The following is a 22,229-nucleotide window of genomic DNA, read 5'->3' on the forward strand; positions in this document are numbered from 1 at the left end:
TTTACTATTTTATTTGGTTTTTTCATATATGCTGTTGATTTTGTTTGAATTTTGTTTGAATTTTGTTTTTGTTAATAATAAGTGAAACATGCTGGTGATTGAAAGATCGTGATAATCAACAACTTAATATTTTTTCGGTATGGGATTTTATCTGCATGGTATTAAGTTATTGATTTTTGGCTTTGGACTTTCAGGTTGGTGAATAGTTAGCTTGTTAGTTAACCTTTGAGTTATAAGGTTGGGGCTATTGAATACGTCACCTGGCCGGCGTTGTGCCCTGACTATCTTGGAGTTTTCTTCAAGCATGTCTTAGTGAAGAGGCCTGATAGCAGGCGTTATGCGATGAACAGCACAGAGTTCGTGGGGATCCGTCAGCTTTTATAGATTTTTATAAAGATGTCCATATCGGTGGGGTAATAGTCCTTGCCGACATTGGGTGCAGCGCTGACACTCTCTCTAATGCTTCGATTCCCCGTTAGCGGAGAGAGACTGTGACTCGCCATGTTGCTCTATTTGCCTACCCCGACTGCCAACTGCTGGATGTCAGCGGCCCCTGGCAGGTGTTCGCCAGCGCCAATGCGCTAAGCCCCCAGCCGTTGTATCAGTTGACCCTGGTCGCCGATGCCGTCGGCCCGGTTGTCACCAACGGCGGCCTAGCCGTACATGCTACGCACACCTACCATCAACTTACTCATTTACTGCCCCTGGATACGCTGTTGGTGGCGGGCGGCAGTGGCGTGATGCAGCAGCGTGAAATAGCCGCAGTAATGCGGGTGCTTTGTGAGGTCGCCCCAGAGGTGAGGAGGCTCGGCTCTATCTGCTCCGGGGCATTTTTGTTAGCCGCTGCAGGGTTGCTGGATGGCTGCCGCGTCACCACTCATTGGCGCCATGCACCTCAACTGGCAGATGAGTACCCCGCACTAAGCGTCGAGCCCGATGCACTCTATATCGAAAGTAACGGCCGCTACACCAGCGCCGGTGTAACGGCGGGGATTGATTTGGCGCTTTCGCTGGTAGAAGCCGATCACGGTGCTGATCTGGCCGGTCGAGTGGCCCGTGAGCTAGTGGTGTTTTTGCAGCGCCCTGGTGGGCAGTCGCAGTTCAGCGAGATACTGCGACACCAACAAGAGGCGGGGCCGCTCCGCCGCCTGCTGGATCAGCTCCACGCCGACCCCAGCGTAGATCACGGGCTTGAGAGCATGGCCGATCTGATGGCGGTCTCCCCGCGCCATTTAACCCGGTTATTTAGGCGCTACTTAAATACCACCCCCGCTGCTTATCTAACCCAACTACGCCTCGAGCAAGCGCGCTTGGCGCTGCTCAACGGGCGCGAAAACGTATCCCTCGAGCGCCTGGCACAACGCTGGCGGCTGGGCGGCGCGGAGCAACTGCGCCGCCAGTTTCAGCGCTACTACGGCGTATCACCCTCGGTATATCGCCAGCGCTTTGCGTCTACCCATACAGATGATTCTATTCAGGAGAGAGTTTCATGCCTTTAACCGTCACCCTATTGTCGCTCTGCCAGGCGCTACTGGTTACCGGTAATGTTTTGCTGATTGCCGTCTCGCCGCTGATTGGGGCGTCTTTGGCGCCAAGTGCGTCATGGTCGACCGCGCCGGTCGCCACCCAGTGGCTGGGGCTGATGTGTGCCACCATTCCCGCCTCGTTAATTATGGCCAGGCTGGGCCGAAAGCGCGGCTTTATACTGGGCAATATTTTGGGATTGGTGGGCGCACTGGTTGCCGTGCAGGCGCTGATTGGCGAGCGCTTTGGGCTGTTCTTGCTGTCGACCTGGCTAATCGGAATCGGCATTGGCTTTGGCCAGCTCTATCGCTTTGCCGCGGTGGAAGCCGCCCCCACGCCGATGCGTGACCGGGCGATTGGTTTGGTGATGGGTGGCGGTGTGTTAGCCGCGTTTGCCGGGCCATGGCTGGCCAGGGTGAGCCGTGAGCTGGGTGAGGTGCCGTTTCTGGGCAGCTTTGTGGGCTTGGCAGCGCTCTACGCACTGGCGTTAGTGGTGCTGATGCTGACGCAACTACCGCCTGCTTCCCGCACCCACGGCGAAGGCAATGCACTGCCGCTGGGTAAGATACTCCGCCAGCCTGGATTTATTGTGGCGGTGAGCGCGGCGATGGTCGGATACGGCGTGATGAATCTGGCTATGACCGCCACGCCGCTCGCCATGGCGGGGGCTGGACACCACTTTAACCATGTTTCAATGACCATTCAGTGGCACGTGGTAGCGATGTTTTTACCCTCGTTCTTTACTGGCCATTTGGTCACCCGCTTCGGTGCCAAACAAGTCATTGTGGCAGGCTGCCTGCTGCTGGTGGCAAGTGCCTTGGTCGCTCAGTTGGGTATCGGTTTAGCCGGTTTCAACGTGGCGCTGATTTTGCTGGGCTTGGGCTGGAATTTTACCTTTCTGCCCGCTACCGGGCTGCTCACTGAGAGCTACCGCCCGGTGGATAAAGCGCGCACCCAGGCCGCCAACGAGTTTTTAGTCTTTGGCACCGCTGCGATCACTGCGTTGCTCGCTGGGCCCTTGGTCAGCGGCTTAGGCTGGGCGACACTTAACCTACTGTTGATCCCTATCTCGCTGGTGCCCTTGGCGGTGCTGGTGTGGCAGCACCGAACCAAGCTGGCAAACGCTTAAAAATCCCCCGGCGCGCACTGCAGGCAAGTAAGCCCGAGCGCGCGCCACTGGGCGACCACGGCATCACGGTCATCCAGCACCAGCCAAGGAGTAAAGCCGTCGCTGCGCATTTGATTGAGTAGCGCGGCTTTTACTTCTTCATCATCTACATGGTCATCGCCCTCAGGGCGCAGGTACATGGCATCAAAGGGGATAGTGTGGTGCTCTAGCCAGCGTTGGGTATGCTCACGATGGCTGTCGGGGCGACCGCTACAAATCACGATCTGCTGGCCTTGGGCTTTCAGTATCTTGACCAGCTTGGCCACCGCTTCGATCACCGGCGCTTCGGCCATATGGGCAAAGAAGGGCTCCCACTGTTTTTGGCTTCCCAGCACCCAGTCACTGACCTGGTGGGGGTGAAACTCGGCTAAGGTGCCGTCAACATCAACAATTACTGCGGACATGCAAAACTCCCTAAGCTGGAAAGGGTGACTAGACGTGAATGAGCAGATAAACGCTGGGCAGTGCAGAGGCGCTCGCCTAGTAGTCCATGCCAGGCATTCAATTCGTTATTGGCCAGCTGGGTAAATAGCGGCACCACTTGAGTGGCGCCCAACTGATCGGCAAGCGCCACCAGGTGCGACGCGCGTAGGTGAACATTCCAGCGCTGCCAGCTGATTTGGTCTGCCGCTAGCTCGGCGCGGCGATCAGGGGTCAGATAACCGGTGTGGAGCAGGTGGTGGTCGGGCCACTGTTCCGGCGTATCGCTCCGATCGCACATCAACATAAGGGTTGGCGGGCAAGCGTTTTGCCGCGCTAAAAGCGAGCGAATCGAGTGGTCGAGCCCAGGTCGACGCAGTGTTGCAGGCAGTGCCAATAGCGCGGCCAGGTTGTCGCGAATCACCGGGTCGATGGAGAGCGTTAACTGCCGCTGGTCAGCTTCTTCCGCCAGCCATAGTGCCATTTCCAGGGCACGGCCGGTTTCCGGCACTGGAAATGCCAGCGGCTGATAAAGATACTCACTAATGGCCTGTACACAATGTGCTTGGGGTTGGTCGTAGCTGCCGTAGGAGGCATCCAGTAGCGCAATAACCGCTTTCGGCGGAGTATCAAAAGGAAACAGTCGCGACTCAAAACAGGCGTCGCCGCTATAGTAAACACCGCCCCCTACCGCTAAATGTAGCCACACACCGCCTAGCGAGTGCCCCGCTTGGCCGGTGGTAACAATGATGCCTTCCACCTCTAGCGTGCCGCGTTCGGGCAGTGGGTGCCAGGGGCGGTTGTGAGGCAAGGCATTGGCTACCAGTGGTGTGCAATAAAGTGGCACGTTCTCCGCTAGCTCGGCCACGCCGCCGATATGGTCGATATGGTCATGGCTGATCAGTACGGCATCCACATCCAGGTTGTTCGTCCAAGTAATGGTGTCATCCGAGTGGAGTGCACCGCCTGCATCTAGCAGTAGGCGTTTTCCCTGGGCTTCTACCACTATCGCAGCAGGCCCTTTGGCGCCTAAACCACTGAGAATCTCGATATTGACACTCATTGGTCGGGCTCCAGGCACCAACCCTGCTGAAGGTCGACGACAACCTGGCTACCCAGGTCAGGCGCGGTGTGGTGGTAGGCCAGCAGTGTTTCCCCGCTGGGCAGGCGCAGTGCGAGCTCATAGCGCTCGCCGCGGAAAATCACGCTTTCCACCCGTGCGGCAAGCTGGTTATGAGTGGGAGCTGCGGAGGATGCGAGTGCCGCGCTGATCTGAATATGTTCCGGGCGAACCAGTACCGTTTGGGTGCGCTCGGGCTCGATGGCGTTGAGCCCGCGCATTAGGGCCGCGCTCTCAAGGCGCTTTCCAGGGTGACCGGCGGCGACCTTTAATTGGCTGCCCTGGCCGATAAAGCCTGCTACCCAGGCGGTTCTCGGCTGCCTGTAAAGGGTTTCAGGGGCGCCCCATTGAACCAGCTTGCCCGCTTTCATCACGGCGATTTTGTCTGCCAGCGCCATGGCTTCGGTTTGGTCGTGGGTGACATAGACCAGCGTGGCGCCAGTGCGCTGATGAAAATCGCGGAAGCTGTGCTCCATGGTGGCGCGCAGGTGCCGGTCAAGGTTGGCCAGCGGCTCATCCAGCAGCACCACCGAAGGGTCGCTGACCAGGCAGCGCGCGAGAGCGACGCGTTGGCGCTGGCCTCCACTGAGGGCCTGGGGCATGCGATCGGCGTAGGCATCGAGCTCCACCAGGGCCAGGGCCTGCTGCACCCTGTGGTGGTACGCTGCCCCGCGCAGGCCGCGTAGCTTGACCGGGTAGCCGACGTTGTCAGCCACGCTCATATGCGGCCATAGCGCATAGGATTGGAACACCATGGCCATATTGCGCTGTTCAGGCGGCACATGGGTATCGGCGCTGGCCAGGGTGCGATTGGCTAATTGAATCGTACCATCGTTGATCGTTTCAAAGCCTGCCAGCATGCGTAGCATGGTGGTTTTGCCACAGCCACTGGGGCCGAGCAGAGCGACAAACTCGCCTGGATTGATCGTCAGCGACAGCGCATCAACTGCCGTCTGCTCGCCAAAGCGCTTGGTGACACGGTCGATCGTTAGCCCTGCTGTGTTTAACCCTGATGTGTCTAGCTCTGCCATGGAATGACTCCTTTGGGTAAACGCGGCGCCAGTAAACTGAGTGTCAGCATCAGCGAGGCGACCATGATCACCACCAGCACTGACACCGCAGAGGCCAGCACGCTTTCGCCGCCTTCGTCGAGGTTGAAAATCAGCACGCCGAGGGTTTCGTTACCGGCGCTCCATAGCAGGGCTGACACGGTCAGTTCGTTGACCGCCAGCAGAAACACCAGCAGGCCGCCTGCAAACAGCGCGGGTGCGACCAGGGGTAAAATAATGCTGCCCAGGCGCCGCCAGGGGCCTGCACCCGCGAGCTGTGCCGCCTCTTCAAGGGAAGGATCCAGCTGCGCCAGGCTGGCGGCGACGGGCTTAACGCAGACCACCAGAAAGCGCGCCAGGTAAGCGATAAAAATCAGCCCCAGGGTGCCGTAGAGCGCCACATTGATAATCGGCAGCGGGCGAACAAAGAGCAGGATGCAGGCAATGGCCAATACCACGCCGGGAAGCGCATAGGGAATCTCAATGGCACTGAGTACCACACCCCGCCAACGTTCCGGCAGGCGCTGTAGCCGGTAAGCCAATGGCAGACTGAGCAGCATCAGCACCACAGCCGCGCTGCCCGCCAGCCACAGACTGTTGTTCACCGCTCGCCATGTGGCGCCTTGGCGACCCACCACTTCGGCGTAAGCGTTCAGGGTGGCGGTCTCGGCGTTTAATGGCACGCCCATGGCGGGTACCAGCGAGCTGATGATCAGGGCAAGCAGCGGCGCGACCAGAATAATCAGTAAGATCCCGACGAGCGTGGCGGTCACCAGCGAGCGCCAGCTTCCCAGGGTGAAATCATGGGAGCGCCCACTATGGCCGCCCAGCCCGAAGCGGCTGCGATTCATCAATTGCTGCTGCAACGCCACCCCGGCCAATGCCAGTAAACCAATCAGCAAGGAGAGCGCAGCCATCTCTGCCAACACCCCGGTGCCAAAGTTGGCCATACGCTGGTAGATCAGTGTGGGCAGCACGTAATAGCCTGCGGGAATACCCAGCATGGCGGGGATGCCGAAGTTGCCGAGACTCGAGATAAACGCCATCGCGCCCCCGGCGATCAAGCCGCTACGGGTCACGGGTAGAATAATATGACCCCACACTTGGGTTTGTTTGGCGCCGCTAATGCGAGCGGCTTCAATAAGCTCTCGGGGTAGCGAAAGCAGGCTGGTGCGCAGGGCTAAAAACACCAGCGGTGCGCTCTGGATGCCCAGCAGTAAGGCGATACCTTCAGCGGAGTAGAGTGGTTGCGGGCTGCCCAGTGGGGGCGCCAAGCCTATGCTTTTCAGTAGCGGGCTGGCCGGACCAAAGAGCTGCAGCCAGCTCAAGGCGGTAACCTGGGGCGGAATCATCATTGGCAGCATAAAGCAGAACACCAGCCACGATTTTCCGCGCACATTGGTGAGCGTGATGGCAAAGGCGAACAGGCTACCCAGGATCAGGGCGATCAGCATGCCGAGCCCCGATGTATACAGGCTATGCCAGAGTGCTCGCCAAGTGCTGGCACTGCTGAGCACCTGCCACAGCGGTGACTGGCGGCCCTGAGCAAGATCGCTCAACGCCTCCATCAGCAGACGCAGGCTGGGTGCCAGGCTCAACAGTACAATGGCGATCAGCAGGCTTGAAAGCAGCCAGCGGTGCTGGCTGCCGTACTTGTTGTCGCTGCCGTACTTATTGTCATAGTTGAGAGCGGACGTCATGATTACCCGCCGAAGAGGTCACTAAAACGCTGTTTAAGCTCTTCTTCCTGCGCCAATGCCTGCTCGGTATCAACCGGCATCAGGGTAATACTATCGCGCTCGGGGAAGCCTTCCGGTGGGGTAACGTCGTTGTGAGCAGGCAGATAGCCTTGCTGGCTGACCAGCTCCTGACCCTGCTGGGAAAGCACAAAATCAACAAACTTTTGCGCGGCATCGACATTCTCTGCGCCTTGCATAATGGCGACCGGCTCGGTCACCGCGCTTACGCCCTCTTCCGGGAACACGAATTCGACCGGCGAGCCTTTGGCTGCTTCACGAATTGGCAGGAAATCCACCACGATGCCGTAGGGCTTGGTGCCCGCGGCCACGGCGTTAAATACGCCGCCATTGCCGCCCTGGGCTTCGGTGCGGTTTTCATGAAGCGCTTCGTAATACGCCATGCCAAGGTCAGGGTTGGCAGTGATCGCCGCCATATGGATCAGTGCCGCGCCGGAGTAAAGCGGACTAGGCATGGTGACCAACCCTTCGTAGTCAGGCCCCAGCAGGTCTTGCCAGCTCTGCGGCTGATGCTCGGCGCCGGTGTTATAGACAATCCCGGTGGTGATCAGCTTGGTGCCGTAGTAATAGCCTTCTGGGTCATACAGGTCGGCGTCATAGGCCTGGCGCTCATCGCTTAGGTAAGGCTGTAAATGGCCCTCTTGCTTAAGTGATTCCATGGTCATGCTGTCGGCAATCAGCAGCACGTCAGGGTTGCTCACCCCGGCTGAAAGCTCCGAGCGCAGCCGGGTCATCAAGCGTGTGGTACCGTCGCGTACCCACTCCACTTCAATATCGGGATAGGCTGCTTCAAAGGCGTCAACGGTTTGCTGTGCATCGCTATTGGGCTGGCTGGTGTAGAGCGTTAGCGTTTCGTTCGCCGCTACCTGAGCCGAAAGGGAAAAGCTGGCTACCGCGATGGCAGTAGTAAGGGCAGATGTCGGAATAGATAACAGGGGGCGCTTCAACATGGGTAAACCTCCAGTGAGTGAACCCCACCTAAGCTACTGTCATCTGCTTACAACAAAGTGACACTATGCTTTCGTTCAACATTTTGTGGCTTTCGTTTGCTGCACTTTTTGCTTTCGTTGTGCCGAGAGGGGTTATGCGCCAGTTCGAACGTCGACAACAGCTGTTACAGCGAATCCACTCACAAGGGCGCCAGTCGGTAGACAGCCTGGCAGGCGAGTTTGGGGTTTCTGTGCAAACCCTGCGTGGGGATATTCGCCACCTAGCCGATAAAGGCCTGGTGCTGCGCCGCCAAGGGGAGGTGCTGCCGTTTCCCGAGCAGGAAAATATCGGCTACGACCAGCGTCAGATCGTTAACGTGGCGGGTAAACGGCAGATCGCGGCGCGGGCAGCGAGCTTGGTACAGGATCATCAAGCACTGTTCTTAGGCACGGGCACCACGGTTGAGCAGTTGGCCGATGCGCTGAGTGATAAGCAAGGCCTGCATATCATGACCAATAACCTGCATGCGCTGATTAAGCTGTGCCAGTTGAAGTGTGAGTTAGTAGTAGCCGGTGGGCGAGTGCGTCGTCGCGACCAGGATGTGATTGGCGGCGATGCCTGGCGCTTTTTTCAACGCTACCGTGCCGATGTGGGGATTGTGTCGGTGGGGGGAATGGATAGCCATGGCCAGCTTTATGACTACAACGACGACGAAGTGATGGCCCGTGAGGCGCTGTTGGCCCATGCCGGTTATCGCGTGTTAGTGCTGGATAAAACCAAGTTCGACCTGCCACTACGCTGCGCCGCGGGTCAACTGGGTGATTATGATGCCGTAGTGACCGATGTACCGCTGCCAGACAAACTACGCAGCCCCTTGGCTGCCCAAGGCGTTCGGTTTTTGGGCTAACGGTGCACGCTTCTCGTTACTGCTATGCTGATAGATTGCTAGTGCCGAAGCGAGGAGTGCGATTATGGCAGGTGGATGGGCAAAAGATGGCGCCGAACAAGAGCAGATGGAAAGCACGCTAGAGGATGCGGTGCAGCGTGCGCGTAGCCAGTTGCCCCGCGGCGAAAGTCTTGAGGTTTGCGAAGAGTGTGGCAATCCCATTCCTGAACCGCGCCGTAAAGCGATTCCGGGCGTTAGACTGTGTGTGGTGTGTCAGGGTGAATTGGACAAAAAGCAGTCGGCCTATAGTGGCTACAACCGTCGTGGTAGTAAAGATAGCCAACTGCGTTGAACGGGCTTGTGTCTAAGCGTCCTGGTCGGTGTCCGGCAACTGCTTAAAATAGACATAGCGGTGAAGGCGAATCGCTGGGCGAATCAGCAGTTGGATGCTACCTATCACAAACAGCCACACGCCGACAGTTTGAACCGCACCCTGGTAAAAAAAGCAGACACTGCCGATCGTAAACCAAATGCCCAGCATAAAGTCGTTGATCATGCTAAGCACCTCATAGCGTTGGTGCACAACGAGTTCGCGATGCCCAATGATGAAAGTCCAGTCGTTAGTCACCGGATCCTGTTGGCGCTGCATCATTAGTCTCCTGGTTGAATGTTCAATTAATGAAAATTGGGATGAGTTTCGTTTAACATGTGTACCAATATTCATTTTAACTAAACGCTATTGTGGCACACTATCGTCGTACTCAAAGGTAGTATTAGGCTTCTGATGTTCATTGATGATACATGAAAGCCACAAGTAACCGGGTGAGGCATTGAGGGCGAGTAATGATCAATGACACGCTGCTGACAGCGGTGGAAGATGAGTTGCGTAGAGGGCCTTGGCGGTTACGTTTTGCTGATGAAGTGGAAGCAAGGTTTGAAGAAGATACTCAGCGCCAACGTAGCCGTAGCATGGTCATGGCAGGGTTGATATCGGCGATCATCTACTGCTTGTTTTTGATCAACGACCACAGCTTTCGACCGGATACTTTCACCACCGCGCTGGCGTTAAGGGTGGGGGTAATGCTGCCTTTTGGTATGCCAATTCTGTGGTGGGTTTACCGTGGCGTGTCTCCAGCCCAACGTGAAACGTTAATGGCGAGTACGGTGATCGTTGCTACGGTGATTTCATGTTTGATTTTGGTGGAATCCACCGTTCCTTACTCTTACCTGGATGTTTTCTCTTTCGGCCTTATTTTGCTGGTGGGTAATATTGTTTACTCACTGCGGTTTAACTATGCCTGCGTCTCATCTGCCATTTGTATATTTATAATACTGCTTTTTGTTCTATCTTATGACCCCATGCCGCCAGAGGCGAAGCGGCTAGCAATATTTACTATTATCGCTCAGACGCTGTTTACGTTAGTGGCCAACTATCGTTTCGAGCAGAGCGAGCGAACCTCCTACTTGCATGTATTGAAAGAAAAGCTCCGCGCTGGCTATTACTTAAAAGATAACCAGGAACTGTCGCGCATGTCGGTGACTGATCCTTTAACCAATCTTGCCAACCGGCGCCAGTTCGATACGGTTTTTCCTGTGCGCTGGCAGGAGGCTACCGATAAAGGCCTTTGTTTAGGGCTGATGGTGATCGATATCGACCATTTCAAAGCTTACAACGACTACTATGGGCATCCTCAGGGTGACGAGTGCTTGCGCCAAGTCGCTACTGCCATGCAGGCCAATAGCCGTGATGCCGATTTAGTGGTGCGTTTTGGCGGTGAAGAGTTTGTAGTGCTAATAGCCAATGCATCGCCTGAGGCGGCAAAACCGGCGGCCGAGCGTATCCGGTGCAACGTGGAGGCCTTGGAAATTCCTAATCACGGTGTCTCGGCGCAAAGCGTTGTTACCGTTAGCGTTGGCGTTGCAGTACTCTACCCGAAAGTTAGCCTTGCCCCAGCCGAACTATTATCCCAGGCAGATGACGCGCTTTATGAAGCCAAGCGGCAAGGCCGCAACCGTGTATGGGTGGCTAGTGCGATTGATTCATCATCTGGCGATAATGCTATTGATGGCTTAAGCGTATCAGCCTAGTCGCGGAGATTAACGGGCCAACTGGCGGCTAGCCAAACACGTAAACGTTTGTGAGGAGAGAACTGTGGAGATTGATCAACATTACCGCGCGCTAAGCGTTGACACTCTATCCCAGCGGCTTGGTGATGTTGAGGCGGTAGTTAGGCGCGTGGGCGAAGAACCCGCGAGCTGGGACATTCGCGAGGTGGGTGACGGCAACCTCAACCTAGTGTTTATCGTCTCCGGTGACGCGGGCAGTGTAGTGGTTAAGCAGGCGCTTCCCTATGTACGTATGGTCGGCGAGAGTTGGCCGTTGCCGGTCTATCGTGCCCACTTTGAGTACTACGCCTTGGTGCGTCAGGCCAAGCGTGCACCGGGCATTGCCCCTGAAGTCTACTACTTCGACAAGCCCCAGGCGCTGTTTGTGATGGAGTATCTGCACCCCCACACTATCTTGCGCCGTAAGTTGATCAACGGTGAGCGAGTCGCTCGACTTGGCGAAACCATCGGCAAGTTTTGCGCCCGCACGGCGTTTCGTGGCTCAGAGCTTTCGCTGAGTAGCCCAGAGAAAAAGGCGGATGTGGGGCTGTTTTCCGGCAATGTGGCGATTCCTGCCATTACCGAATCACTGGTATTTACCGACCCTTATTACGGCGCTGAAATGAATCACCACACCCCGGAGCTTTCACCGGTGGTGGACAAATTGCGTCGTAACGCGCGTTTAAAGGCCAAAGTACAGCGGCTGTTGATGAAGTTCACCGCGAACACCGAAACCATGCTGCACGGTGATCTGCACTCCGGCTCGATCATGGCCACGGATACCGACGTGCGGGTCATTGACCCCGAGTTTTCCCAGTACGGGCCGATGGCTTTTGACCTGGGAATGGCGGTGGCCAACTTCCTGATGGCCTACTTCAGCCAGCCCGCTCACCGTCAAGAAGGTGAGCTTGATGAGTATCAGGCGTGGATCCTTGATGTGGTCGATGCGTGCTTTAGCCACTTTGATGCCGAGTTCCGCCACCTGTGGCAAACCGAGCGGACGGGCATTCTGTTTCCCAAGTCGCTATTTGAAGAGCAGGGCAACAGCGCAGATGATGCCTGTGATGCACTGCTTGAAGAGATACGCCTGGATGCGCTGGCCTACTGCGGCATCGAAATGCATCGCCGTGTTTTATCACTGGCCCACAACGCCGATTTCGAAGAGATTGAAGACACCGCGCTGCGCGCCAAGCTTGAAGCGCGCAATGTGCTGATGGGCCAAACGCTGATTATGGAGCCGGAAGCCTATAGTGACCTTACCGCGCTGGCGGATTTAGCCAGGGCGTATAACCAGCAAGAGGTGTTGTAAACGCCTGCCCCGTAGCGCGGCGTAACGAATCTCGCGAGGAACGAGCGTATGAGGCACCCGCGACGGCGGCCCAGCCGCCTGGATGATGCCACCGGGCTTCATCCGGCCTGGGTGTCATCTTCGGTAACGCTCGCGCGTTGCTTCGCGGGTGCGCTGGCGCTTACGCAATGGGATGGACTCCTCCTCACCCTACTCCGGCGTCAGTGCGCCATACTGGTAGGTGGTTGGAAAACTATCAGCTTGAGAGTCAGGAGAAGCCCATATGAACATTAGCCGAGTTGGTGTGGATATCGCAAAGTCTGTCTTTCACGTACATGGCGTTGACCGGCATGAGAAGCCTCAATGGCGAGGTAAATATACCCGGGCCAAGTGGCTGGAGGCTGTCTGTCGGCGCGTTCCTCAAGGCGCCACCATCGGCATGGAAGCATGTGCAGCGGCGCATTATTGGGCGCGCGAACTTCAAGCGCGTGGCTACCATGTGAAGCTCATTGCGGCCCAATTCGTGAAGCCTTACGTTAAAACGAATAAAAATGATCGGGCAGATGCTGAAGCGATTTGTGAAGCATTAGGCCGTCCCACGATGCGCTTCGTGGCCGTAAAAACCGTTGATCAACAGGACAGCCAGGCCACCCACCGGATCCGTGAAGAGCTGATTAGCCAGCGCACAGCGAAGGCCAATCAAATCCGTGGCCTCATCAGTGAGTATGGGTTTATTGCCCCCACCGGTATTCAGCAGTTACGGCGGGCGCTGCCTCTTTGGCTGGAGGATGCCACCAACGGGCTCAGTGACCGCTTTCGCCGCCTATTGGCCGACTTAGCGGATGACTTACGTTATTTAGACGAGCGTGTTGCGCAGTTAACGTCCGCCATTGAAACGCATGCCAACACCGACCCGGTTGCCAAGCGCTTGATGACCCTCCGCGGCATTGGCCCCATCACCGCCAGTGCCTTATCGGGTGTGCTGGGTGACGGCGCTATATACAAGCGTGGACGCGACTTTGCCGCCTCGTTAGGGCTGACCCCGCGTCAACATAGCACGGGCGGACGAGAGCGCCTGTTGGGGATCAGTAAACGTGGCAATAGTTACTTACGCAAGCTGCTGGTACATGGCGCCCGCGCCGTCCTTCGTTATGCGGTGAAAAAAGACGACGGACTCAGCCAGTGGATCAAGCACCTTGCCGTGCGCAAACATCGCAACGTGGCGATCGTGGCTCTCGCCAATAAGACAGCGCGTATGGCGTGGGCCGTCACACGTTACGAGGTCCCGTATAACCCTGAGTTGTCCGCCGCCGCTTAAGCAGGCGACGCGACCATCAATGTTGAACCTTTAACCGGTGTTCCTACCGCCCCGACTGCACCACCAAAAGAGAGATGGCGAACAGGTCGAACCGACGTCGGGCCATACCGTGTAGCGCGTAGAGCCATAGAGCTCGTTTACGCTGAGGGTACCCGACGTGCGAATAGCCCATTAAGGTCCGATGCCCACACGTTAGGCATCTTTTACGAGACCGGATATACGCTAGCAGTCGACCGTGCCGCTATGACCTTTTGTGCTTGCAGACGAGGAGGAGTCCATATACGCGCTACAGCTGCTTCCCACCTTTCACCTTACGATTTACCCCTCACTCCTCACCATTTACAACTGATCCAGGCGATCAAACTTCCCGGCGATATCGCTTTCGGTCCAGTGGGGCACCCAGCCTTCCACATTATCGAAGAAGCGCAGCGCGGTGAATTCTGGCGCTGGGCCCATATCGAACCAATGGGGCGTGTTGGCGGGTACGCTGATCAGGTCATTGCGGGTGCACAGCACCTGATACACCTTGTCATCGATGTGCAGACAAAATAGCCCTTGTCCTTTGACGAAGAAACGCACTTCATCTTCATGGTGGCGGTGCTCGTTTAGGAACTTCTGCCGCATGGCGTCTTTGTCTGGGTGCGTGGGTACCATATGCAACACATCAACGGTTTGATAGCCGCCTATGGCTTTGACGCGGTCGATGTCGTCTTGATAAAGCGCCAAAATATCTTCCTGGGTGGCGTCGTCGGCAATTTCGCCCGGCGCTGCCCACCGCTCAAACAGCACGCCCACCTTGTTTAGCTCAGCGCTAATCTGCTCGCCGTCGGTGGTGTCGATCAGGGCATCGTTAGGGTTCTGATCAGCAAATACTTTTAGTTGCGACATCGTAGGGTCTCCTAAAGCGCAATTTCATCAAAGCGAGTAACGCAGGCATGGGTGTTGCCCGCCTGTGTGCCTTCGCGCACCAACTGCAGGGTTTGCATGCCTGCCTGTTTGGCGGCGTCCAGTTCTTCGACCACGTCAGACAAGAACAGCACCGCTGCCGGCGGCAGGTCAAGCTCGGCGACAATGCGATGGTAAGCGGCAGCCTCACGTTTATGGCCAATATGGGTATCAAAGTAGCCGCTAAACAGCGGCGTTAAATCACCCTCATCGCTGTAACCAAACAGCAGTTTTTGGGCCTGTACTGAGCCCGACGAATAAACGTACAGCGCCTTGCCCGAGTCCTTCCACTGACGCAGGGCAGGGGCTACATCGCTATAGAGATGGCCTTTAAAGTCGCCGCGCTGGTAGCCATCGGCCCACACCATACCTTGCAGTGCTTTCAGCGGAGTAACTTTTTGGTCAGTCTCGATCCAGTGCAGCAACTGGTCGATCACTGCCTCAAGTGGGGCGTTAGGGGAGCCCATTTCGCTGCGTACGGCATCAATTTGCTCGGCAACTGCAGGTGTGTCTGCATTCGCACGTAGAAAGTCGGGCAACTTGGCGTGGGCGTAGGGAAAAAGCACCTTATGGACGAAGTTAATGTCCGTGGTGGTGCCTTCAATATCGGTCACAATGGCGCGAACAGTTGAATTACTCATTTAAGGCTACTCATTTAAGACCAGCGACTCTCTTCAAGAACACAGGCAAGTAAAAACTCAATCGCTTCCAGGTGGCGGCGACAGCTGGCAATGCTATCGCCCACGGCATAAATGCCATGCCCTGCGACCAAAAAGCCCCAGGGCATCGGCCAGCCGCTGCGTACGTACTCGGCCAGTTCTTCCATATCCTGGGAGTTGGGCACCACCGGTAACCAGATGGTAGCCTCGTGGGTCTCGTTGCCTGCTAAGGCTTTTTGCATTTCAAGGCCGCTGAGCTCTATGCCCTTAGGAAATCGTCGCGACAGCACCGTGCTGGCCACGGTGTGAGTGTGCAGCACGCAGTTAATCGACGCATCCAGGCGATAGAGCGCGGCATGTAGATCGCTTTCCGCGCTAGGCTTACCATCGCCGGATAGCACCTTGCCATCCAGGTTGCAGAGCAAGAGGTCATCGGCCTGAATGCGGGTTTTATCCCGGCCAGAAGCGGTGACAAGATAGCCCGCCTCGGTACGGGCGGAAAAGTTACCGCCAGTGGCTGGCGTCCAGCCTTGCTGCGCCGCCCATGAAATGGCGTCCAGCAGTTCAGTTTGTAGCGTCATCATAGGATCTGCGTCGCCTCTTCTAGTGGCAGCCATTCTATATGATAAGCTTCGCGGCTGATAAGCCGTGTAGCTGTTCCGATCAAGTGCTCAAGGAGTCCATCGATGCCTCATCTTCAATCACGCAGTTTGCGGATCTATGCCGACCACCTTGAGTATTTGGATCAAACCCAACTGCCCCAGGTGGAGCAGTGGGTGCGCTGTGACTCGCCAGAAGAGTGGCAGCATGCGGTGAAAACCCTAGCGATTCGCGGCGCGCCGTTGATTGGTTTGAGCGCCGCTTTCGTGCTGGCCCAATACGCCGCTCGCCATCCACAAAATGATTGGCAGTTGGTAAGTGATCGCTTACGCGCCACGCGTCCCACTGCAGTTAACTTAATGTACTGCCTGGATGCCATGGAAGCCTGCTTTGAGCAAGGCGTCAGCGCCCTGGCCGAACGTGCCGCTGAACTGTTTGCAGAAGACCGTGCGCTGTGCCAACGCATGGCTGAGCGGGGGGCTGACTTGCTGAAAACGGGTGACCGTGTGCTGACCCACTGCAACACTGGCGCCCTGGCCACCGCCGGGGTGGGTACGGCCATTGGTGCGCTGGCAGTGGCCAAGCAGCGCGGTGTAGAGCTGCATGTGTTTGTGGATGAAACCCGCCCGCTGCTGCAAGGCGGCCGCTTAACCGCCTGGGAAATGGCCGACCTGGGCATTCCCTACCAGCTAATTACCGACAGCATGGCCGCGAGCCTGATGGCTTTAGGCAAGGTGGATAAAGTGATGGTGGGCGCCGACCGTATCTGCGCCAACGGCGACTTTGCCAATAAAGTGGGTACTTACATGCTGGCGGTGATCGCTCACTACCACCAGGTGCCGTTCTATGTGGTGGCTCCCTACACTACTGTTGATCCCGCTTGTGCCACGGGTGCCGAGATTCCTATTGAGCAGCGTGATCCCGCCGAGATCCGCGGCGTCGCCGGTGCCTTTGGTGAGGTGACCTGGGCACCCGATAATGCACCGGTATGGAACCCCGCCTTTGACGTCACTCCCGCCAAGCTCGTGACGGCTTGGGTATTGGACACCGGCGTATTTGATGCCGCCGCGATCGCACGCGGCGAACACTGCCTGGGGCGGGGCGAAAGTTAATCGCTAACCCAATAGCGTTAGCTCATAGACATGGCGGATGTGCTGACCATCCCAGTCGTAGCCAAGATGCCGCCCTTGCCTTGTGGTAGATAGCACGGGCGGGCGAAGCACCGCGGCACATTCGCCTTCCGGATCTCGAACGCTGGGGTAGACGATGCCATCGGTTTGCTCCTCCCAGGCTTTTCTCCCCAAGATTTGCCCGGACGCCCAGCAATCCGGTCTGAGAAGCGTTTGGGCTGCATCCTGTTGACGTAAATCAATGAGTTGGCCCGTTAAATCCGACAGATAAACACGCTGCTGAAGCATCACGGGCGGTTCGTTTGACTCTCCCATAAAGCGTTCTGTGTGGTACACGGTTTCGGCAATGGCGGTGGCTTCGGTCAGTGCGCAGTAGTAGGCCCCAAAGGTGCCATCGCTAAAACGCGAACCGGTCGCGGGGAAGTGGCAGAAGGCCGCCATGACGGGCGTCCAGCCGGGGCCGTAACGACGGTCGTCGTCACGAACCAAGTGAATGGCGCCCGCTTCCTCACGCAGCCTTGCGGAGGTTTCACCCTCCAGCTCATTAAGTAAGTCCCAATCATCAGCGTTGCTATTGACGCCTTCGAATAAATCAATGGGAGGGAAACGCGAGGGGATAACGCGGTAACTGGGCCGCCAAGTGACATTGCTCAACGGGAATGTCACGCATGCCCCCCACCACGCGCTGCATCTAAATGCTGGCGAACAACGTAGAGGTCGGAGACTTGTCCATTCAACAGACGCTCCATTGGTGTATGACCGGCAAAAAGAGGGTTGCGGTTGGCTCGCTGCAACCAACTGTTAGCCGCTTCTTTGTTGGGCAATAGTATATGCAGTGCTTTGTAGATGCCGAGAATCAACGACATCCGCTCCAGGTGGTTAGCATCCAGGCGGGCATTCCCTGGTGCCTGCTTCCAACGCCGATAGGTGGAATCAGGCACCCCGAGCAGAAGGGCAGCTTCACTCTCTTTCAAACCCCATGCGTGTGAAATGTTGGGGTAGGTGCGCATCGCAGCGGCCCCTATTTCGCGGCGCTTGTCGGCGGTTTTGTGCTGAATAGCCATCTATTTTCCTCCTCACTTATGTATAGATTACGCCAAGTGAGCGATTTTTGAAAATATTGGCCATTTGAGCTTAATGAAGCCCGGTTCGTAAAAATGACTACACAAGCGGGCGCTGGAAAAGCAGGTCGGTGGACTCCATGGCGCGATTACGCGGGCTTAACTGTTTTACTCGGTTTCCTGATGCGCCAGAATGACGTCCAGAAAGCCCTCGCCGTAATCCGCCAATTTGCGCGCGCCGATGCCGGAGATCGCGCCTAGTGCCGCTAGGCTTTGGGGTTTCTGCTCGATCATTTCAGCCAGGGTGGCGTCGTGGAAGATCACATAGGCAGGCACGCCCTGTGCTTCGGCCAGTTCCCGACGGTGCTGTCGCAGGGCTTCCCACAGCGGGCCGTGGCCCTGCGGAGCAGAGGCTCTTTTGCTTCCTCGTCGAGCGGTTTTGGCTTTGCTGGGTTTGTTGCTTGGCTTGCGCAGAGTGAGGTTCTGCTCGCCGCGCAGCACCGGTTTGGCATTGGCAGTGAGCTTGATGCCGCCGTGGCCCTCCATATCCACACTCAAAAAGCCGCTGGCAATCATCTGGCGAAAGAGCGCCTTCCATTCGTTGGCGGAGAGGTCTTTGCCTATGCCGTAGGTGCTGAGCCTGTCGTGACCAAAGCGGGTGATGCGCTCGTTGCTTTTACCTAGCAGCACATCCACAAGGTAGGTCACGCCGAAGCGCTGCTCAGTGCGGTAAACACAGGAGAGCGCCTTTTGTGCCGCCACGGTGGCCTCCCAGGTCTCGGGCGGGGTCAGGCAGTTGTCGCAGTTGCCGCAGGGGGCGTCCAGATGATCGCCAAAATAGTGCAACAGCGCCTGGCGGCGGCAGCTGATGATTTCACACAGCCCGAGCATGGCGTCGAGCTTCTGCTGTTCGATGCGCTTTTGATGGTCGGCGGCGCTGGAGTCCTGCTGCATCTGGCGCAGCGTGATCACATCCTGAAGACCAAACGCCATCCAGGCATCGGCGGGCAGGCCGTCACGCCCGGCGCGGCCGGTCTCTTGGTAGTAGGCTTCGATACTCTTGGGCAGGTTGAGGTGGGCCACAAAGCGCACGTCCGGCTTGTCGATGCCCATGCCAAAGGCGATGGTGGCCACGACGACCACGCCATCTTCACGCAAAAAGCGGGTCTGGTGCTGCTGGCGCTGCTCTGGGGGAAGCCCCGCGTGGTAGGGCAGTGCCGTCAGCCCCTGGCGCTCCAGCCAGGCGGCGGTCTCCTCCACCTTGCGCCGGGAAAGGCAGTAGACGATACCCGCCTCGCCGTCGTGGTGCTCGCGAATAAAGCGCAGCAGCTGTTCCTTGGCGTTACCCTGATTTTCGGCGATATGGTAGCGAATGTTGGGCCGGTCAAAGCCGCTGTTGTAAAGCGCCGCCTCCTGGAGCTGCAGATGCTCCATGATATCGCCCCGGGTGGGCACATCGGCAGTGGCAGTGAGGGCGATGCGGGGCACCTGGGGAAAGCGCTGATGAAGCTGGGAGAGCTGGCGATACTCGGGGCGAAAATCGTGGCCCCACTGGGAGACGCAGTGGGCTTCATCAATGGCGAACAGCGCAATCTTAGTCTGCTCCAGCAGCATCTGCATACGCGCAGTGGCCAGTCGCTCGGGCGCGACATATAACAGATCCAGCTCGCCCGACCGCAGGCGGTTCTCCACCTCGACCGCCTCGTGATAATCGAGGCTGGAGTTCAGGTAAGCCGCCCTGACCCCGTTCTGCTCAAGCGCCGCCACCTGATCCTGCATCAGCGCGATCAGCGGCGAGACCACAATCGCGGTGCCTTCGCGCAGCAGTGCAGGGATCTGATAGCACAGCGACTTGCCTCCGCCGGTAGGCATCAGCACCAGCGCATCGCCACCGGCCATTACATGCTCGATGATGGCCTGCTGTGGGCCGCGAAAGCTGTCGTAACCAAATACTTCCTGCAACACCTTGAGGGCTGCCGGGTGAGGGTCGCCGTGCATCAATGCTCTCCTTATCTCGTGCTTGAGGAAGAATTGTCGCACGAAAACTCAAGGGATTTTGCCTAGCGAATCCCTGCGCGCAGATAACGACTGCACAAACTGGCGCTGGAAGAGCAAAATCTCTACCGAGTTGGTGACCTATAATGGCCGGATAAAGTTGTTCCAGTGGTGACTAATCGAGACCAGCCCGTAAGCAAGGTAGGTGGGCTTGGCGAGCGGTACATACACCTTCCACAAAATTTCCAGCCAGTACGAGAGGGAACCGCGCTCGCCAGCAGGCGAGCGCGCGGATAGCCAAGACTCAGGCCAGGAACTGGCTGCTCTCGACCAGTTCGGCGATGCCAATGCTCTCCACCGTGACATAGAGGCCGTCCCGGGCGATGACCACGTCATTGTCCATCTGATTGGCGCTGCCGAGCAGATCTTCCTGATCCGCGAACAACTCACCCATGAACACCAACCAGTCCTGATCCCCCGCATGCTGGTTGAAGTCCTTGATCACGGCACTGCCTTGATACCCCTCGTCGAACATGAACAGGTCGTCGCCCACTCCTCCATAGAGTACATCGTTGCCGCCACGCACAATCAAGGTATCGTCGCCCTCACCACCATAGAGTTGATCATCGCCCAGGCCGCCTACCAGCGTGTCATCTCCCTCGCCGCCATGTAGCAAGCTACCGCTCTCCAGCGCCGTCAGGGTGTCGTTTCCTACACCGCCGAAGGCCACTGTTCCAGTGAGTTCGTCGTCGCCAGCGCTGCCTTCTATATGTTCGCCATACTCCAGGTCTTGGCTGAATAGACCGAATGGGTCGAAGCGTTCGTCCTCGAGTCCGCGCTCGCCGACACTGTAGCGTTGCTGGGTCAGTGAAATGTCGAGTAGCGACAGGCCCTCGAACTCCACGTAACTGACATTTTCCACTTGCTTCAATCCAAGATCCTGCTTGGAATTGAGGAACAGCGTGCCGTCCGAGAGTTGATAGGCATCCCAATCCGCCCCATCGCCTTTGAGGCGCAGAGTGTTGACTCCCGAGCCGCCATCGACGCGATCGGCACCGCTGGATAGCCGAATCAAGTCATCTCCCCCACCAGTGTAGATGTAGTCGCTATTCTCACCGCTGCGAACCTTGTCAGCATGTTCGGTGCCAATTAGAAACGCGGGTTGGCCGAAATGGTTCGAGCTTGAGGTCTGCTTGTCCTCTACCCAGACCGACGAGCGTGATAGAGAGGAAAGACTGGAAACAACCACCGCGCTGTCACGGTCGGTGTATTCATAGAAGGGCGAATCAGCGATACGCTGAATGGCATCCGTGATTATGCCATCGACATGGGCATACCAGCTCACCGGAATGTTCAGCAGTGAGAAAGCTGGTAATGGCCACAATGGTGAACCATACATATCGTTGAACAGTACGACATTGTCCCCGCTCGACTCGTAAGAGGTGTTGGGGTGGGTCAGCAGTGGCCCTTGTTCCTGCAGCGCCTCGAGGAAGGTATCTGCGTCTCCTGCCACACGATACACCGCATCATTCTCGTAGCCGTAGTTGTACACCACCTCGGGGTCGTCATAGATCAGTGGCGACTCGTGACCGATATAGTTGGCCTCAGCGAAGAAGCCGTCGGCCAACTCCTCGCGAAAGCGCGCCATAATGTTCACCATCCCGCCCCCCAGGCTGTAGCCGGTGATCAGTGCGTCCTCAGCCTCCAGGCCGTTGGCCTGGCTGTAATTCTTGAGCGCAACGAGCAGCGGCTCAAGGTTGGGTGCTATGGTGCCAGCATTGAGTTGCAGGTAGTCGACAATATCCACCGGAGAGTTGGTGCCGGTGTAGGTCAGCGATACCCGGGTCAGTTGTCCCTGTTCATCGAACTCACCCAGCAGCTTGGCTTGGGGGCCAGTCGGCAGGGTGCCGGTAATCGGGCTCTCGATGATGTAGTGGCCGGCCCCATCGAGGGCGCTCGCGGGTAGGCCAAGCTCGGTCGGCGTCAGTTCCCGCCATCCCCCGGGCAGTCCGGTATCTATCTCATTGGGGTAGGCACCATCGGGGAACAGGTCTGTGAATCCTTGTACTATTTCCCGAGTCTGCGGAATGCCAAGGGCGCCCGACAGGCTGGCGTAGGTGGCGAGCTTGTGGGATGTCAGCAGCAATTCGATGGATGCTTCACTGGTATAGTTTTTGTAGTCGAGCATTGCCATTAAGATACCTCCGTATCTCGTGCTATATGGTTGTTATTGTTGATCCATGATGCTGAAGTCACTGCATCTACGAGTGTGC

At 57.2% G+C, this 22,229-nt stretch carries 21 protein-coding genes and 1 pseudogene; 8 read left to right on the forward strand and 14 right to left on the reverse strand.

Features of this window, described 5'->3' with window-relative positions; translation table 11 throughout:
• Positions 1-491: 491 nt before the first annotated feature.
• Together HZS52_RS08800 and HZS52_RS08805 are read left to right on the forward strand one after the other, a co-directional pair.
• Positions 492-1,499, forward strand: a complete 1,008-nt coding sequence (locus tag HZS52_RS08800; protein WP_190374573.1) for a GlxA family transcriptional regulator — start codon at positions 492-494, stop codon at positions 1,497-1,499.
• Positions 1,490-2,653, forward strand: coding sequence for an MFS transporter (locus HZS52_RS08805; RefSeq protein ID WP_022521866.1), 1,164 nt, complete (start codon positions 1,490-1,492; stop codon positions 2,651-2,653). Before HZS52_RS08800 ends, HZS52_RS08805 begins: the two co-directional genes overlap by 10 nt.
• On the opposite strand, the gene HZS52_RS08810 is transcribed toward HZS52_RS08805, so the two are convergent.
• Genes HZS52_RS08810 through HZS52_RS08830 form a run of 5 tightly spaced genes read right to left on the reverse strand, consistent with a single transcriptional unit; the run spans position 2,650 to position 7,988 of the window.
• Entirely contained in the window at positions 2,650-3,096 is a 447-nt protein-coding gene (locus HZS52_RS08810; RefSeq protein ID WP_190374574.1) for a phosphatase domain-containing protein, read from the reverse strand. The two genes, HZS52_RS08805 and HZS52_RS08810, sit on opposite strands and share 4 nt — an antisense overlap.
• Positions 3,084-4,175, reverse strand: coding sequence for an MBL fold metallo-hydrolase (locus HZS52_RS08815; RefSeq protein ID WP_190374575.1), 1,092 nt, complete (start codon positions 4,173-4,175; stop codon positions 3,084-3,086). Before HZS52_RS08815 ends, HZS52_RS08810 begins: the two co-directional genes overlap by 13 nt.
• Positions 4,172-5,263, reverse strand: a complete 1,092-nt coding sequence (locus tag HZS52_RS08820; protein WP_190374576.1) for an ABC transporter ATP-binding protein — start codon at positions 5,261-5,263, stop codon at positions 4,172-4,174. The genes HZS52_RS08815 and HZS52_RS08820 overlap by 4 nt, the downstream gene beginning before the upstream one ends.
• The gene (locus tag HZS52_RS08825; protein WP_022521870.1) at positions 5,251-6,981 is read right to left on the reverse strand and encodes an ABC transporter permease; all 1,731 of its coding nucleotides are present in this window, start codon (positions 6,979-6,981) and stop codon (positions 5,251-5,253) included. The genes HZS52_RS08820 and HZS52_RS08825 overlap by 13 nt, the downstream gene beginning before the upstream one ends.
• 2 nt (positions 6,982-6,983) lie before the next feature.
• Positions 6,984-7,988 carry an ABC transporter substrate-binding protein gene (locus tag HZS52_RS08830; protein ID WP_041159324.1) on the reverse strand — a complete coding sequence of 335 codons (1,005 nt, stop codon included), beginning with the start codon at positions 7,986-7,988 and terminating at the stop codon, positions 6,984-6,986.
• Between the two features lie 134 nt (positions 7,989-8,122).
• On the opposite strand from HZS52_RS08830, the gene HZS52_RS08835 reads away from it, so the two are divergent.
• Together HZS52_RS08835 and HZS52_RS08840 are read left to right on the forward strand one after the other, a co-directional pair.
• Positions 8,123-8,875 carry a DeoR/GlpR family DNA-binding transcription regulator gene (locus HZS52_RS08835; protein ID WP_035538847.1) on the forward strand — a complete coding sequence of 251 codons (753 nt, stop codon included), beginning with the start codon at positions 8,123-8,125 and terminating at the stop codon, positions 8,873-8,875.
• Between the two features lie 64 nt (positions 8,876-8,939).
• Positions 8,940-9,206: a DksA/TraR family C4-type zinc finger protein gene (locus tag HZS52_RS08840; RefSeq protein ID WP_022521873.1), complete on the forward strand. Its 267-nt coding sequence runs from the start codon at positions 8,940-8,942 to the stop codon at positions 9,204-9,206.
• Positions 9,207-9,218: 12 nt separating this feature from the next.
• Here HZS52_RS08840 and HZS52_RS08845 read toward each other — a convergent pair whose 3' ends face one another.
• Positions 9,219-9,503, reverse strand: coding sequence for a YrhK family protein (locus HZS52_RS08845; protein WP_022521874.1), 285 nt, complete (start codon positions 9,501-9,503; stop codon positions 9,219-9,221).
• A 194-nt stretch (positions 9,504-9,697) separates the two neighbouring features.
• Here HZS52_RS08845 and HZS52_RS08850 point away from each other — a divergent pair, with 194 nt between their 5' ends.
• From HZS52_RS08850 to HZS52_RS08860, 3 genes are all read left to right on the forward strand, one after another.
• Positions 9,698-10,942, forward strand: a complete 1,245-nt coding sequence (locus HZS52_RS08850; protein WP_022521875.1) for a GGDEF domain-containing protein — start codon at positions 9,698-9,700, stop codon at positions 10,940-10,942.
• A gap of 64 nt (positions 10,943-11,006) precedes the next feature.
• Positions 11,007-12,269, forward strand: coding sequence for an S-methyl-5-thioribose kinase (gene mtnK / locus HZS52_RS08855; protein ID WP_190374577.1), 1,263 nt, complete (start codon positions 11,007-11,009; stop codon positions 12,267-12,269).
• Positions 12,270-12,531: 262 nt separating this feature from the next.
• Positions 12,532-13,566: an IS110 family RNA-guided transposase gene (locus HZS52_RS08860; protein ID WP_041157957.1), complete on the forward strand. Its 1,035-nt coding sequence runs from the start codon at positions 12,532-12,534 to the stop codon at positions 13,564-13,566.
• 339 nt (positions 13,567-13,905) lie between these two features.
• Here HZS52_RS08860 and HZS52_RS08865 read toward each other — a convergent pair whose 3' ends face one another.
• The 3 genes from HZS52_RS08865 to mtnB are packed head-to-tail and all read right to left on the reverse strand — an operon-like array spanning position 13,906 to position 15,754.
• Positions 13,906-14,454: a 1,2-dihydroxy-3-keto-5-methylthiopentene dioxygenase gene (locus HZS52_RS08865; protein ID WP_190374578.1), complete on the reverse strand. Its 549-nt coding sequence runs from the start codon at positions 14,452-14,454 to the stop codon at positions 13,906-13,908.
• A gap of 11 nt (positions 14,455-14,465) precedes the next feature.
• A complete protein-coding gene (gene mtnC / locus HZS52_RS08870) occupies positions 14,466-15,152 on the reverse strand; it encodes an acireductone synthase (protein WP_190374579.1) in 687 nt (228 codons plus the stop codon).
• 14 nt (positions 15,153-15,166) lie between these two features.
• The gene (mtnB, locus tag HZS52_RS08875; protein WP_190374580.1) at positions 15,167-15,754 is read right to left on the reverse strand and encodes a methylthioribulose 1-phosphate dehydratase; all 588 of its coding nucleotides are present in this window, start codon (positions 15,752-15,754) and stop codon (positions 15,167-15,169) included.
• Between the two features lie 102 nt (positions 15,755-15,856).
• Between mtnB and mtnA the strand changes: the two genes are divergently transcribed.
• Positions 15,857-16,882: an S-methyl-5-thioribose-1-phosphate isomerase gene (gene mtnA, locus HZS52_RS08880; protein WP_190374581.1), complete on the forward strand. Its 1,026-nt coding sequence runs from the start codon at positions 15,857-15,859 to the stop codon at positions 16,880-16,882.
• Positions 16,883-16,885: 3 nt separating this feature from the next.
• Here the strand turns inward: mtnA and HZS52_RS08885 are convergent, their stop codons facing one another.
• The 5 genes and pseudogenes from HZS52_RS08885 to HZS52_RS08900 all read right to left on the reverse strand — a co-directional run bounded on the left by HZS52_RS08885 (position 16,886) and on the right by HZS52_RS08900 (position 22,150).
• A complete protein-coding gene (locus tag HZS52_RS08885; RefSeq protein ID WP_190374582.1) occupies positions 16,886-17,566 on the reverse strand; it encodes an RES family NAD+ phosphorylase in 681 nt (226 codons plus the stop codon).
• Positions 17,563-17,964: an MbcA/ParS/Xre antitoxin family protein gene (locus HZS52_RS08890; RefSeq protein WP_190374583.1), complete on the reverse strand. Its 402-nt coding sequence runs from the start codon at positions 17,962-17,964 to the stop codon at positions 17,563-17,565. The genes HZS52_RS08885 and HZS52_RS08890 overlap by 4 nt, the downstream gene beginning before the upstream one ends.
• A gap of 165 nt (positions 17,965-18,129) precedes the next feature.
• Positions 18,130-19,959: a DNA helicase RecQ gene (recQ, locus tag HZS52_RS08895; protein WP_190374584.1), complete on the reverse strand. Its 1,830-nt coding sequence runs from the start codon at positions 19,957-19,959 to the stop codon at positions 18,130-18,132.
• A gap of 62 nt (positions 19,960-20,021) precedes the next feature.
• Positions 20,022-20,208: pseudogene (locus tag HZS52_RS24380) on the reverse strand (carbohydrate ABC transporter permease); the annotation flags it as partial.
• A 52-nt stretch (positions 20,209-20,260) separates the two neighbouring features.
• Positions 20,261-22,150, reverse strand: a complete 1,890-nt coding sequence (locus tag HZS52_RS08900; protein WP_190374585.1) for a calcium-binding protein — start codon at positions 22,148-22,150, stop codon at positions 20,261-20,263.
• Positions 22,151-22,229 lie beyond the last annotated feature (79 nt).

The organism is Vreelandella titanicae, from assembly GCF_014697095.1.
In the GTDB taxonomy this organism is placed as follows: domain Bacteria; phylum Pseudomonadota; class Gammaproteobacteria; order Pseudomonadales; family Halomonadaceae; genus Vreelandella; species Vreelandella titanicae.

What these genes read in the sequence shown, in the direction of transcription:
- HZS52_RS08820 (WP_190374576.1), bottom strand. Translation starts at nt 5,263, where the DNA reads ATGGCAGAGCTAGACACATCAGGGTTAAACACAGCAGGGCTAACGATC.
- HZS52_RS08890 (WP_190374583.1), bottom strand. Translation starts at nt 17,964, where the DNA reads ATGGCTATTCAGCACAAAACCGCCGACAAGCGCCGCGAAATAGGGGCC.
- HZS52_RS08835 (WP_035538847.1), top strand. Translation starts at nt 8,123, where the DNA reads ATGCGCCAGTTCGAACGTCGACAACAGCTGTTACAGCGAATCCACTCA.
- HZS52_RS08815 (WP_190374575.1), bottom strand. Translation starts at nt 4,175, where the DNA reads ATGAGTGTCAATATCGAGATTCTCAGTGGTTTAGGCGCCAAAGGGCCT.
- mtnC (WP_190374579.1), bottom strand. Translation starts at nt 15,152, where the DNA reads ATGAGTAATTCAACTGTTCGCGCCATTGTGACCGATATTGAAGGCACC.
- HZS52_RS08810 (WP_190374574.1), bottom strand. Translation starts at nt 3,096, where the DNA reads ATGTCCGCAGTAATTGTTGATGTTGACGGCACCTTAGCCGAGTTTCAC.
- mtnA (WP_190374581.1), top strand. Translation starts at nt 15,857, where the DNA reads ATGCCTCATCTTCAATCACGCAGTTTGCGGATCTATGCCGACCACCTT.
- HZS52_RS08845 (WP_022521874.1), bottom strand. Translation starts at nt 9,503, where the DNA reads ATGCAGCGCCAACAGGATCCGGTGACTAACGACTGGACTTTCATCATT.
- HZS52_RS08860 (WP_041157957.1), top strand. Translation starts at nt 12,532, where the DNA reads ATGAACATTAGCCGAGTTGGTGTGGATATCGCAAAGTCTGTCTTTCAC.
- HZS52_RS08830 (WP_041159324.1), bottom strand. Translation starts at nt 7,988, where the DNA reads ATGTTGAAGCGCCCCCTGTTATCTATTCCGACATCTGCCCTTACTACT.
- HZS52_RS08825 (WP_022521870.1), bottom strand. Translation starts at nt 6,981, where the DNA reads ATGACGTCCGCTCTCAACTATGACAATAAGTACGGCAGCGACAACAAG.
- recQ (WP_190374584.1), bottom strand. Translation starts at nt 19,959, where the DNA reads ATGCACGGCGACCCTCACCCGGCAGCCCTCAAGGTGTTGCAGGAAGTA.
- HZS52_RS08805 (WP_022521866.1), top strand. Translation starts at nt 1,490, where the DNA reads ATGCCTTTAACCGTCACCCTATTGTCGCTCTGCCAGGCGCTACTGGTT.
- mtnB (WP_190374580.1), bottom strand. Translation starts at nt 15,754, where the DNA reads ATGATGACGCTACAAACTGAACTGCTGGACGCCATTTCATGGGCGGCG.
- HZS52_RS08900 (WP_190374585.1), bottom strand. Translation starts at nt 22,150, where the DNA reads ATGGCAATGCTCGACTACAAAAACTATACCAGTGAAGCATCCATCGAA.
- HZS52_RS08840 (WP_022521873.1), top strand. Translation starts at nt 8,940, where the DNA reads ATGGCAGGTGGATGGGCAAAAGATGGCGCCGAACAAGAGCAGATGGAA.
- HZS52_RS08850 (WP_022521875.1), top strand. Translation starts at nt 9,698, where the DNA reads ATGATCAATGACACGCTGCTGACAGCGGTGGAAGATGAGTTGCGTAGA.
- HZS52_RS08865 (WP_190374578.1), bottom strand. Translation starts at nt 14,454, where the DNA reads ATGTCGCAACTAAAAGTATTTGCTGATCAGAACCCTAACGATGCCCTG.